Origin of the sequence: Novosphingobium sp. G106, from assembly GCF_019075875.1 — a bacterium.
In the GTDB taxonomy this organism is placed as follows: domain Bacteria; phylum Pseudomonadota; class Alphaproteobacteria; order Sphingomonadales; family Sphingomonadaceae; genus Novosphingobium.
The window spans coordinates 2646672-2658097 of sequence record NZ_JAHOOZ010000001.1 but is presented as its reverse complement, the minus strand read 5'-3'; the positions used below and the strand labels follow the sequence as shown (position 1 = coordinate 2658097).

The window sequence follows — 11426 nt, the reverse complement described above, 5'->3', positions numbered from 1 at the left end:
TTGGACGGTCGCCGACCAAGATAGGTCCGGTGACCGGCGGCTATCTCGGAGCCGCTGATGATTTCCTATCGATCGATGTTAGGGTTCCCGCCGCGCAACTCTTCCGAGTTCGATCCATACCGGCGCGTGATCGCTGGTCTTCTCCCATCCGCGCGGTCGTCGATCGACGTCGGCCCTGACGAGCATCGCCGCGGCCTTGGCGTTGAGCAGGATATGATCGATCCTGAGGCCCGCATCCCTCTCGAACGATTGCCTCCAGTACTTCCAGAATGTGTAGATCGCCTCGTTCGGGTGAAGCTTGCGCAGCGCGTCCGTCCAGCCCTGTTTGAGGAGCCTGGCATAGGCATCGCGCATTTCGGGCGCGAACAGCGCGTCGTCTTGCCAGCGCTCGGGCGCATAGACGTCAAGATCGGTCGGCATCACATTGAAGTCGCCGGCGACGATCACCGCCGCATCCAGCGAAGCGAGGCTGGCGAGATGTTCGCTCAAGCGCTCGAACCAGCCTAGCTTGTAGTCGAATTTTGGTCCCGGCCGCGGATTGCCGTTGGGGAGATAGAGACAGGCGATGAGCACGCCGTTCACGGCCGCCTCGATATAGCGGCTCTGCGCATCGCTCGGATCCCCGGGAAGACCGCGGCGCGTCTCTTGGATAGCGCCGACGCGGCTGAGGATCGCGACGCCGTTCCAGCGGTTCTGGCCATGCCAGATAGCGTCGTAGCCGGCATCGCGAATGGCGCCGTCCGGAAAGCTTGCCTGCGGTGCCTTCAACTCCTGCAGGCAGACGACCTCCGGCTCTGCGAGCGCAAGCCAGCGCAGGAGAACGTCGAGCCGCCCGTTGACGCCGTTCACGTTGTAACTTGCGATCCGCATGGAGATGGGAAGTGCTTTGACCTGAAGTCGTTCCAGCCCCCGCCGGGTTCATCCTGCCGATGCGGGCCTCCGATCGGCCCCCGCCGGGACCAGAGCGCTCATTCCGTCGACATAGCTGCCATTCGGCGCACGATTTTCGCTAGCCGAAGTTGCCAGCAATTAAAGCGGACGAGGTTCGGCAATTTTGAGCCGATGAGGCCGCTCCAACTTGCACGTAGGGTTGACGGCCGCTGCGCTCTACGAAGATCAGGGAGTTGGGGCAGGCATCTGCCGTCATTCCAATGACGACTGTAGGCCAGCCATCCCACCGTTAGTCCTGCGAAGGATCACCGTCAAAGTCGACGAGTGCCGCTGCGACCATCGCGTGCCAAACGTCTGCATCGCCTGCGTTGGCCATGACGATATCGGGCTCGCGAAGCGTCTTCAAAACTGCCACCCCCTGTCCGATGTAGAGTCGCCACTCGGCATCAACTTCATCGGCGGCCGAAGTTTCAAAGCCTTCCGCGTTCGCGCTCAGCCGGTCGGCCGCGATTACGCGGGCCACTCGCTCGACTGCGCTAAGTTTCGAGATAGGCATGACAGCTCCTCTGCTTTCTCGGCCCGTCCGCATTCCAACGGATGAGGGGGCGAGGCCGTTCCGTAACCTGGCGTTGCGGCGAGGTAACGCGAGCCTCCGTAAAATAATCTAGAACGTGGAAGCGTCTGTTGAGAGTCCGCTCGACCGGTTGATGACAAAAAGAAACCCCCCGTCGAAACGGGGGCTTCTCTCAATCACTTTCGGCGGATCACGCGCCCATGGAATGCTTCAGAGCGCTCATCTCATCGTGTCCGGCACGCACCGATTGCCACGCTTCGTCAGCCGCAGCCCGGCCAGCGGGCGAAAGATCTGTATCTGCCAATGCCTTCTCGAACTTTTCTTTCAGATGGTCTTCGCCGCGTTCGATCTCTGCGACGATTGCCTTATCGTCCTTTCCCGAAACTGCCTCCTTCAGACTGATAAACGCTCGGTGGGCACCGGCGAGGAGTGTACCGTCATCTTCCGGATTGCCGCCCGCAGAAGCGACTGCGGCTTGCAGCTTCGTTACGGCGGACTGCCGTTCGCGCGCACGAGCGGTGAACTTGTCGGCGAGCGCCTTGTTTTCGATGTCACCGGCCGATTTCTGATAACCGTCGATGCTATCGAGAAGGGTGGCAATGAGGGAGTTGAGGATCGATACGTCTTTGGTGATTGTGGTCATGTTGGGATACCTGTCAGATGAGGGCTAGTGCCTTTCCAACGTGACCCGACGCTCACGGTTCCGTGCTTGTGATCTTGATTGAAGAAAGCTCCGCCGAGCCGAGCAACTGGGTCCCATCAGCGGAGTGCCGGCCGAAATGAAAAGGCCCCAGGAGTTTTCCCGCGGCCTCACGTTTAGTTGCGAATGGTCTGGCTATTCGGGAGCTTTATCACGCTTGTCCGCCTTGTTTTCCATGGCGTCCGCCTTGGCGTCACCCGCTTCGCGAATGGCGGTGGCTTTGGATTCCTGGGCGTTTTCCGCCGGGGAATCGACACCGTCCGTTACCGGGTCTTTCTTGTCGGCGGTCGCTTTCAGCGCATCGGCTGTCGCATCTGCCGATGCGCGAACTGCGTCGGCCTGCTTTTCCTCGGCGTTTTCCTTTTTGCTGTCGCAGGCCGAAAGGCTCATTCCCAGCAGAATGGCAGATCCCAGCAACGCTGATTTGACGATGGGCTTAATGGCTTCCCCTTCTGATGCGGCGCGTGCACGAATAAGCGAACGATCATCTAGCTCGGTCCCGGCGATCACGCCCGGATGCCGTCTTACCGCCTAGCGCGCGTATTTCATCAAGGATGGATCGGGGCCATGACAGCTCAGCGGATTCCATCTGCTACAGTAGTCAGCGGTCCAAGCTGCCGTGACGAAGAGCGCCGCTCCCGTAAGACACTGTTCCCCCCGTAAGTTACCTTGCGTCTCATCTGATCGTGCCCCCAAAGCGTCGAGCGCGTGATCTTGCCCGCCATCTCCATAAGGGGTTTTGATTGCGAACCGTTCCAAAGCGGTTTCAAAACCCTTAGAATGTTGCTCGGACGCATCATGGCAGAATCCGGACGGCGTTCTCGAAATACAGGGACATAATCACCTTAGGTGCCTCGGACCAATATGGTCCCTTTTAAGCACTTAACCTATGTTCTTGCGGCGCCCGTCGGTCTGACCAATCTGACCAAATGCTTGAATCCCATTCCGTCTCCGTCCCGTGGAAGGATGTGCGTTCTGCTCTGGATCTCCTCAAACAATCCGCCTCGGGCGTCTACAAGGCGAGGCCTAAGGGGAACCGTGTGGTCATCGATTTTCAGCTTGAAGGCGATGCTTTGCTGGTGAAACAGGCCTTTAGGCTGGCCAGATCAGAGGAGGCGGTGCGATAACCCGCCGTATGAAGCAGATCAAACCGGCTCCAATGTTCGTGCGCGCTTCCGCCAAGCGAATTTGGATGGAGCACGGCGCGCGCGCTCTGCCGTTTGCTGCAGCACGTCTGAAAGCTTCGATCGAACGTTTACCATCGAGCAACAGACGGTGACGTTTGCTGACGATAACGCATCACTGGGCCGAAAAAGCGTTGTCTGAAGCGACCTGCCATTCTTCAGGTCGCTCTGCATCCCGAGGACTTGTAGCTCGAAATCATCGGTGCCGAAGCACGTTGGTTAGCCAGAAATTGTTCCGGCATCCAGCCAAGGCCCCCGTTCAGAGGCCCTTGGCCATGTTGAGGTGGGCCGTGACGACGGGCACCAGTCCGGTCGCGAAAGCCTTGAGCGAGGGCACGTCGCCGTTCGCGGAATAGGCCTTCACCGCGTCGAGCGTCGCCTGGTGGGCGTCGACCTGGGCCTTGGCATAGGCGCCGTCGAAATTGGCGCCGGTCTTGGCGCCGAGATCGGACAGCGCCTGGCGCTGTGCATCGCTGAACGCGGTGTCGGGCACGATCGCCGGCGAAGCCGAGCCCGCCGCGGTCTTGAGCTTGGCGGTCGAGTCGGTGTGCGCCTTGATCATCTGCGCGGCGAAGTTCTTCACCTTCGGCGAAGTCGCCTTGCTCTCGGCCAGCTGCGAGGATTCGATCTCGAAAGCATCGCTGGCGGCAGCGGCATTGGCGAAAGTCTGGCCGGGGCTCATCGCTGCAGCCGGTGGCGCTTCTGTCGACATGCTGTCCGAGGCGACAGCAGCCGGCACGGCTTCCTCCTTCTTGCCGCAGCCGCCGAGGCTGAGCGCGACGAGCGAGACGGCGATCAATACCGGATATTTCATTTCAGGCTCCCATCTTGGCAGGGTTCACTTGCCTGAACTGCCCCGGACGCCAGACGTTCCTGATGAAATTTCCCGATGGGGCGACCTTTCCGGCTCCCGGACGTTATCGCCTGTAGCCAGCAGGAGCACGAGCTATGAGCATCTTCGGCAATATCCTGAACAAGATCTTCCACCACGACACGGCCAAGGCGGCCACGCCCGAAGCGGCGCCAGCGCCACAGGCCGCCCCCGCCGCCCCGGCTCCGGCGGCCGAACCTGCCGCGCCGCCGCCAACAGCAGTTGACGTCGGCGCGGTGCTCGAAGCCATGGCCTCAATGAAAAGCGACCACGGCGGCAATTACCAGAGCTCGATCGTCGACCTGCTCAAGCTGCTCGATCTCGATTCAAGCCTCCCGGCGCGCAAGGAGCTGGCGGACGAGCTCGGAGTCCACGCCGGCGCGGACGGATCGGCCGAGCAGAACATCGCACTCCACAAGACAGTGATGGAAAAGCTCGCGGTGAGCGGCGGTGTGGTTCCGGACAGCCTGAGAAGCTGACCACCGAGGAATTACCGTTGCAGTGATTTATCGCTTTGGCCCCGTCCTGATCCAAATAGATTGCCAGGGCTTTTGCAAGCCACAGACGCAGCCACTGTCCCGTTCAGGTGGGTTGGTTATTCCTGGTTATCGGAACCCCTGGCACTCGGGTTTGTTTTTTCGGTGGCCGCAGTGACCCGATCACACGCAGAGCAGCGGTCTGCCGATCCGGCCGGGCAAATCGGCTGGACATCGATCGAAACGTTAGCCGATGCGGCTCGCCGCGGCGAGCTTATCAACGGTTAGGCACAGGTGAACGAACCCAGATGGTTTCTCGGCCTGCGTCGCAATAAAGGAAAGACATGCGCAATAGGTTGAAATTTGCAGCCCTCGGCTACGCAACGTTGGTCACGCTTTTGCTTTAACCTCACGAAATCGCAACGATCGGAACTTAGGCCCGTCGTGCGTCACCGGATCGACGATGCCGAGATCATAGATCGCCCGCTCATAGTGGAGTGCTTGTTCAGCGTGAAAGCTTCTTACATCGGGATCGGAGGCACGTACCCATCCGGCGGGCCCCGCCTTGCCGATGAGGTGAGCGACCGGTCTTAAGTGCGCTCCTAAGAGTGCGCTTAGGAGCGGTCGATGGGTCAGATCACGGTGTTTTCCGGGCCGGAGCGGCGCCGCCGTTGGAGCGACGAGGAACGGCTGGAGATCCTGAGCGAGGCCTTCGCGCCCGGGGCCTGCGTCGCCGAGGTCGCACGGCGACGTGATGTGTCGACCGCGCTGGTCTACACGTGGAGGCGTAAGCTGCGCGATGCTCACTCCGAGCCCGAGCTGGACGATCTGGCGGCTCCCGGTTTCGCCGCGGCCGTGATGATCGAGGATGCGGAGGGCCCGCACGCGGGTGTGCAACCGGCGATCGTCATCGACCTGGCGCGCGGCAAGCGGATCAGCATCTTTGCTTCGGCTTCGCCGGCGCTGGTGGCCTCAGCGTTGAAGGCGCTGCGATGATCCCTTCGGGTGCGCGGGTGTGGATTGCGATGGGGCACACGGATATGCGCAAGGGGATGCAGGGACTGGCCTTGCTGGTCCAACAGGGCCTCAAGCGCGATCCCCATGGCGGCGATCTGTTCGTGTTCCGCGGGCGCGCCGGATCTCTGGTGAAGCTGATCTGGCACGATGGGATCGGCATGTCGCTCTACGCCAAGCGGCTCGAGAAGGGACGCTTCGTCTGGCCTTCGGCGAAGGACGGGATGGTGTCGCTGACAGCCTCGCAACTCGCCTGCCTGCTCGACGGGATCGACTGGCGGAACCCGCAGTATTCCTGGCGTCCGCAGAGCGCCGGATAACGCGTTCGCTTTCTTCGTCGCCCGCGCATTTTGGGCTTCATTCGGACCCCATTCTGTGATTCCATCGCGGTCATGGAAGCCGCCGTTTCGCCCCTTCCTGACGATATCGAAGCGCTCAAGGCGCTGCTGGCGAGTGCGACCCAGCGGGCCAATGAGGCCGAGGCCAAGCTCGCCAATGCCCATGCCCGCGAGAGCGCCACCGAGGCCGTGATCGCGCACCTCAAGCTGCAAATCGCCAAGCTCAGGCGCGAGCAGTACGGCGCCAGCGCCGAGCGCACCCGCCGCCTGCTCGACCAGATGGAACTGCAGCTCGAAGATCTCGAGGCCGACGCCGCCGAGGACGATCTGGCTGCCGAGGTCGCGGCCGAGAAGACCGCGACCGTCACCGCCTTCGAACGCAAGCGGCCGGCCAGGAAGCCGTTTCCCCAGCACCTGCCGCGCGAGCGGGTCATCGTGCCGGCGCCGTGCTCTTGCCCGGCCTGCGGCGGCAGCAGGCTGTCCAAGCTTGGCGAGGACGTCACCGAGACGCTCGAGGTGATCCCGCGCGCCTGGAAGGTCGTCCAGACCGTGCGCGAGAAATTCTCCTGTCGCGACTGCGAGACGATCACACAGCCGCCGGCGCCCTTCCACGTCGTGCCGCGTGGCTGGGCTGGCCCCAGCTTCCTCGCCATGCTGCTGTTCGAGAAGTACGGCCAGCACCAGCCCCTCAACCGCCAGGCTGAGCGCTTCGCCCGCGAGGGGGTGCCGCTCAGCACCTCGACGCTTGCCGACCAAGTCGGTGCCGCCGCCTTTGCGCTAATGCCGCTCTATCGCCTCATCGAGGCGCAGGTCCTCGCCGCCGAGCGATTGCATGGCGACGATACGACCGTGCCCGTCATGGCCAAGGTGAAGACCGATACTGCCAGACTGTTGTCAGTGGGCGTGTAATTCTCCGCAAAAGTGGGCTTTGAAAATTCCCTGATTGTTGGACCTGGTTGCCCAATGAGCCGGGGTTAACCCCGGCTCATTGGGCAACGCCAAAATCGGCGCGATGACCTCCTGCGGGAGGCCCGCCGATGATCCGACTTGGAGAAGCCATGATGATACTGGAGCTGCACCGGCAGGGGCTGTCGGTGACCGCCATCGCCCGTCGGACGGGCCGCGATCCCAAGACCATTCGCAAATACATCGAGCGCGGCGTCGAGGTGCCGGCGTACGGCCCGCGCCAGTTGGGGCGTCCGTGCAAGATCGCGCCGTACATGGAGTTCCTGCGCGAGCGGGTCACCGCGTTTCCCGAACTCACGGCCTCGCGGCTGACCCGCGAGATCCGGGAGATGGGCTACGCCGGCGCCTATACCGCCGTGAAGCGATACCTCGCCGCGATCCGGCCCGAGCACGATCCCAAGCCCTACGAGGTCCGCTTCGAGACCAAGGCCGGTGTGCAGGGCCAGGTCGACTTCGCCCGCTTCGTCGTCGAGTTCACCGACGAGCCGGGGGTGGTGCGCATCGTCTGGTTGTTCAGCCTGGTGCTGGGCTACTCGCGGTTCCTGTTTGCCCGCTATGTGCTGCACCAGGACCTGCAGACGCTGCTGCGCTGTCACATGCAGGCCTTCGAGGCGCTGGGCGGCGTGCCGATCGAGATCCTCTACGACCGCATGAAGACGGCGGTGACCGGCGAGGATGATCAGGGCCACATTGTCTACAACACCTCGCTGCTGGCGCTGGCGAAGCATTACCGCTTCCAGCCCAGGGCCTGCCGTCCCTATCGCGCAAAAACGAAGGGCAAGGTTGAGCGGCCCTTCCGCTATATCCGCGAGGACTTCTTCCTGGGGCGATCCTTCCGCAACATGGAGGACCTCAATGTCCAGCTCATCGACTGGCTCGATACGGTCGCCAATGCACGCGTGCACGGGACGACCCAACGCGTGGTGGCCGAGGCCCTAGCCGAGGAACAGGGGGAACTTCAGCGGCTCCCCGACCATCGCTTCAACGCCGTCCTGAAGCTCGAGCGGCGGGTTACCCATGATGGCTTCGTCGCGGTTGGCGGCAACTTCTACAGCGTGCCCGACCGGACCCGCCGGCTCGTCGAGATCGAGCAGCTGCCGGATCTGGTGCGCATCATCGACCGCGGCATCGTCGTCGCCGAGCATCCCGTGCTCGAAGGGCGCCGGCAATATCGTATCGACCGGCGCCATCGCACCGGACGGCCGCAGCCGCGAACGCCGGAGAGGCCCATGACAATGATCGGCCGGATCGGCGACCATGTGCCACTGCGTTCGCTGGCGGTCTATGAGGCGATCGGCGCGAGCCTGGCGATGGAGGGGCGGCCATGAACGGTGCGGCACCATCCTCGCGCGTCGACTCCATCCGCCGCAGCCTCGTCATGCTCAAGATGCCGCGCGCACTCGAGATCCTCGATGCCACCCTGCGGCGCATCGAGCAGGGTCAGATCGATGGCATCGAAGCGCTTGATGAGCTGCTGGGCGAAGAGCTCTCGCTGCGCGAGAACCGCCGGATCAAGGCTGCCCTGCGCATGGCGCGGCTCCCTGTGGTCAAGACCCTGGCCGGCTACGACTTCTCCTTCCAGCCATCGCTCGATAAGAACCGCATCCTGGCGCTCGCCGGCCTCGACTTTATCGAACGAGCCGAGGTCGTCCATCTGCTCGGCCCTCCCGGCACCGGCAAAAGCCACATCGCTACAGCACTTGCCGTCGAGGCCGTCCGCGCCGGCAAAGCAGTCTACTTCATCCCGCTCGCCGATCTGATCGCGCAGCTTGCCAAAGCCGAGCGTGAAGGCACACTGAGGGAGAAGATCCGCTTCCTCACCAGGGCATCGCTGCTGGTCGTCGACGAGATCGGTTACCTGCCGGTCACGCCCGGCGGCGCCAACCTGTTCTTCCAGCTCGTCAACGCCCGCTACGAAAAGGGCGCCATGATCCTCACTTCCAATCGCGGCTTCGCCGAATGGGGAGAGGTCTTCGGCGATCCTGTCGTCGCCACCGCGCTGCTCGACAGGCTGCTGCACCACGCCGTCGTCATCCAGATCGAAGGCTCCAGCTACCGCATGCGTGAGCACGCGGCGCTCGTGCCCGAAAACGTCCGCAACGGCGCCCCGTTCAATCCGCACCCGCCAAAGCGCCGCGGGCGACCACCGATGAAAGGAAAGCCCGATCACGAATACGGCTGATCACCGCTCCGTCCAAAACCGCCAACGTAGGGAATTTTGGGCGCCCACATCTGGGGAAAGTTCGGTGCCCGTTGACAACTGTGGGTCTACGTGCGCGATGATCGGCCGTTCGCCGGCGCCGATCCGCCCGCGGCACTGTTCCACTACTCGCGCGATCGGCGCGGCGAACATCCAAGGGCGCATCTCGCGTCGTGGTCAGGGATCCTGCAGGCCGATGCTTATGGCGGCTACGGAGAGCTCTACGCTCCCGGACGCATGCCAGCGCCCGTGCTCGAGGCTAGCTGCTTCGCCCACGCGCGGCGCAAGTTCTTCGAACTGGCCGACGTTGCCAGTGCGGCCCGCAAGAAGAGCCGCGGCGAGCAAGCCGGCATCATCTATCCGATCGCGCTCGAGGCTGTGCAGCGGATCGATGCCCTGTTCGATGTCGAGCGCGGCATTAACGGCAAAGACGCGGCCGAGCGGCTCGCTGTACGCCAGGAACTGAGCGCGCCCTTCATGGCTGAGCTCCATGCTTGGCTCACCACACAGCTCACCAGGCTGTCGCGCAACCACGATCTCGCCAAGGCCATCAACTACATGCTCCGGCGCTGGGACGCCTTCACCCGCTTCCTTGACGACGGCCGGGTCTGCCTGACCAACAACGCTGCGGAACGCGCTCTGCGCTGCGTGCCGCTCGGAAGGAAGGCCTGGCTGTTTTGCGGATCCGATCGTGGCGGCCAGCGCGCCGCGGTGCTCTACACGATGATCCAGACCGCTCGCCTGAACGATGTCGATCCGCAGGCTTGGCTCGCAGACGTGCTCGCCCGCATCGCTGGGCATCCCGCCCGGCAGCTCGACCAACTGCTGCCCTGGAACTGGAACGCTGTAGCCGCTCAGGCCTGACGATCCCGCCTGGCAAAGAGGCGATAATATGCCTCTTCGCAGCGTCGCCGCCCCTCCTGCGTCAACACGACGGACTTCGCCTGACCAACCGGATCGAAAATCAGCTCCTTCGCGTGCAGGCGAGCCATCGCATCCCAGTCGAACGACTTCCACGCACGCCAAAGCGGCTCTGAGGTCCGATCTTTGTGCAGTGTCAGAAACAGCAGCGCCAACACCGCCTCGTCAATCAGCTCGGTGTCCATCTCAGGCTCGGCCATCCGTCAGCTCCCTTCGCAGGAACTGATATAGCACCGCTCATCCTATCCTGCGGCCTTCGCCGGATGGCTACGGAGGCACCATTAGACAGTTCTAAGCATCGTGCGCGGCGCTTTTCGAAACATTCCCTCTGCACTTCTCTTTCCACTTTACCGCAGGGAATGTCTATGGCGCCGTGATCTAGCCTATCTACTGATGTGACGCGACGATCTTATCAACCGCGTGGGGAATGGCGTCTGAAGACTGTCTCGATAGCGCGCGAAACGCCAGACGATCCTGAGGCCGTATCAATGTGCGCATGAATGTAGCGAGTTTTTTCGGAATCCTTGGCTTGTCGGCGGCAAGCGATCGCGCCGCATCCCATGACGATGATCAACGCCATTAAGATCATCACGAGTGCCATGTGTGCCATCCAAACAGGGTCTGCTGGATTGCGATGCGGCGGAGAAGTTGGCACAGCTCTCCCCGGGGATTCGTCACCCAGCCAGCGCTTTAACGCGAGACGTTTCGTTCAGTTTCATTGGAATCTCCAAAGTTTGGAACCGGGTGCGCAAGTGCGCTGTTGGGACCTGTGACTGCGATATTCCCCGCCTCGTTGCGAAGCCCGAAATTCGCCGTATCGCTTATTTCAGTCGTCGTACGAGGGACACCCGAAGCCGCTGGAACCAAAAACCGCTACGCTCGTTAGCGTCACGCAGTTTCTCCATGTTCGGCTTGGTCAGGACGAAATCCGATGCCTTTTCGGTTTGACCGCAATTCAAATCAGGGACGCGCGGCCGAAAACATGCCGGGTCCTGAATGGGATGCTGGGCGGGCTTACCCGCGGTTTAGGGAGATTGATGAAAGTGACGCATTCCCGCAATGGGAGCCTAGCCGACATTATCCAAGATTCACTGGCGTCGATGAGCCGGCGTCGTCTTCAAGCAGTGAAACATCGGCCAAGTCCCAGGCGTTAGAGTCTGATGCTAGTTCTTGTGCTGCCAAGCCTTGGGGGAAAGGTCGGACGCTAGCTCTTACGGGCATCGTGGTCGCGGGAGTATTGGCGGTTTCGATTGGTCTCGCACAGCGCGGCACTCTTAGCCCGGCACCGACA

The 11426-nt window shown here is 62.3% G+C and carries 12 protein-coding genes and 2 pseudogenes; 7 read left to right on the top strand and 7 right to left on the bottom strand.

All coding sequences use genetic code 11. The features are described 5' to 3' along the window. Positions 1-78: 78 nt before the first annotated feature. From xth to KRR38_RS12720, 5 genes are all read right to left on the bottom strand, one after another. A complete protein-coding gene (gene xth, locus KRR38_RS12740; RefSeq protein ID WP_217402017.1) occupies positions 79-870 on the bottom strand; it encodes an exodeoxyribonuclease III in 792 nt (263 codons plus the stop codon). 310 nt (positions 871-1180) lie between these two features. Then, positions 1181-1414, bottom strand: a complete 234-nt coding sequence (locus KRR38_RS12735; RefSeq protein ID WP_309141041.1) for a hypothetical protein — start codon at positions 1412-1414, stop codon at positions 1181-1183. Positions 1415-1655: 241 nt separating this feature from the next. Further along, entirely contained in the window at positions 1656-2108 is a 453-nt protein-coding gene (locus tag KRR38_RS12730) for a PA2169 family four-helix-bundle protein (protein WP_217402013.1), read from the bottom strand. 192 nt (positions 2109-2300) lie between these two features. Then, positions 2301-2675 carry a hypothetical protein gene (locus KRR38_RS12725; protein WP_309141040.1) on the bottom strand — a complete coding sequence of 125 codons (375 nt, stop codon included), beginning with the start codon at positions 2673-2675 and terminating at the stop codon, positions 2301-2303. Between the two features lie 933 nt (positions 2676-3608). After that, entirely contained in the window at positions 3609-4163 is a 555-nt protein-coding gene (locus tag KRR38_RS12720) for a DUF4142 domain-containing protein (RefSeq protein WP_217402011.1), read from the bottom strand. Positions 4164-4297: 134 nt separating this feature from the next. Here KRR38_RS12720 and KRR38_RS12715 point away from each other — a divergent pair, with 134 nt between their 5' ends. From KRR38_RS12715 to KRR38_RS12685, 7 genes and pseudogenes are all read left to right on the top strand, one after another. Continuing rightward, positions 4298-4699, top strand: a complete 402-nt coding sequence (locus tag KRR38_RS12715) for a DUF3597 family protein (RefSeq protein WP_217402009.1) — start codon at positions 4298-4300, stop codon at positions 4697-4699. Positions 4700-5323: 624 nt separating this feature from the next. Beyond that, a complete protein-coding gene (locus KRR38_RS12710; protein WP_217402007.1) occupies positions 5324-5692 on the top strand; it encodes a transposase in 369 nt (122 codons plus the stop codon). After that, positions 5689-6030 (top strand): IS66 family insertion sequence element accessory protein TnpB, encoded by a 342-nt coding sequence (gene tnpB / locus KRR38_RS12705; protein ID WP_036524680.1) that lies wholly within the window; start codon positions 5689-5691, stop codon positions 6028-6030. Before KRR38_RS12710 ends, tnpB begins: the two co-directional genes overlap by 4 nt. Positions 6031-6102: 72 nt before the next feature. After that, positions 6103-6939 (top strand): annotated as a pseudogene (locus tag KRR38_RS12700) (IS66 family transposase); the annotation flags it as partial. Between the two features lie 146 nt (positions 6940-7085). After that, positions 7086-8342 (top strand): IS21 family transposase, encoded by a 1257-nt coding sequence (gene istA / locus KRR38_RS12695; protein WP_217402005.1) that lies wholly within the window; start codon positions 7086-7088, stop codon positions 8340-8342. After that, positions 8339-9196 (top strand): IS21-like element helper ATPase IstB, encoded by an 858-nt coding sequence (istB, locus tag KRR38_RS12690; protein WP_217402002.1) that lies wholly within the window; start codon positions 8339-8341, stop codon positions 9194-9196. The genes istA and istB overlap by 4 nt, the downstream gene beginning before the upstream one ends. Before the next feature lie 75 nt (positions 9197-9271). Next, positions 9272-10078: pseudogene (locus KRR38_RS12685) on the top strand (IS66 family transposase); the annotation flags it as partial. Here the strand turns inward: KRR38_RS12685 and KRR38_RS12680 are convergent. Both KRR38_RS12680 and KRR38_RS12675 read right to left on the bottom strand, forming a co-directional pair. Then, complete coding sequence (locus KRR38_RS12680; protein ID WP_217402000.1) at positions 10069-10335, bottom strand: DUF6429 family protein; 267 nt, start codon at positions 10333-10335, stop codon at positions 10069-10071. The pseudogene KRR38_RS12685 and the gene KRR38_RS12680 overlap by 10 nt on opposite strands. A gap of 212 nt (positions 10336-10547) precedes the next feature. Next, positions 10548-10736: a hypothetical protein gene (locus tag KRR38_RS12675; protein WP_217401998.1), complete on the bottom strand. Its 189-nt coding sequence runs from the start codon at positions 10734-10736 to the stop codon at positions 10548-10550. Positions 10737-11426 lie beyond the last annotated feature (690 nt).

Excerpts from the sequence above, each read along its gene's own strand:
- xth (WP_217402017.1), bottom strand. The coding sequence starts at position 870 with ATGCGGATCGCAAGTTACAACGTGAACGGCGTCAACGGGCGGCTCGAC.
- KRR38_RS12730 (WP_217402013.1), bottom strand. The coding sequence starts at position 2,108 with ATGACCACAATCACCAAAGACGTATCGATCCTCAACTCCCTCATTGCC.
- KRR38_RS12720 (WP_217402011.1), bottom strand. The coding sequence starts at position 4,163 with ATGAAATATCCGGTATTGATCGCCGTCTCGCTCGTCGCGCTCAGCCTC.
- KRR38_RS12715 (WP_217402009.1), top strand. The coding sequence starts at position 4,298 with ATGAGCATCTTCGGCAATATCCTGAACAAGATCTTCCACCACGACACG.
- KRR38_RS12710 (WP_217402007.1), top strand. The coding sequence starts at position 5,324 with ATGGGTCAGATCACGGTGTTTTCCGGGCCGGAGCGGCGCCGCCGTTGG.
- tnpB (WP_036524680.1), top strand. The coding sequence starts at position 5,689 with ATGATCCCTTCGGGTGCGCGGGTGTGGATTGCGATGGGGCACACGGAT.
- istA (WP_217402005.1), top strand. The coding sequence starts at position 7,086 with ATGATCCGACTTGGAGAAGCCATGATGATACTGGAGCTGCACCGGCAG.
- istB (WP_217402002.1), top strand. The coding sequence starts at position 8,339 with ATGAACGGTGCGGCACCATCCTCGCGCGTCGACTCCATCCGCCGCAGC.
- KRR38_RS12680 (WP_217402000.1), bottom strand. The coding sequence starts at position 10,335 with ATGGCCGAGCCTGAGATGGACACCGAGCTGATTGACGAGGCGGTGTTG.
- KRR38_RS12675 (WP_217401998.1), bottom strand. The coding sequence starts at position 10,736 with ATGGCACTCGTGATGATCTTAATGGCGTTGATCATCGTCATGGGATGC.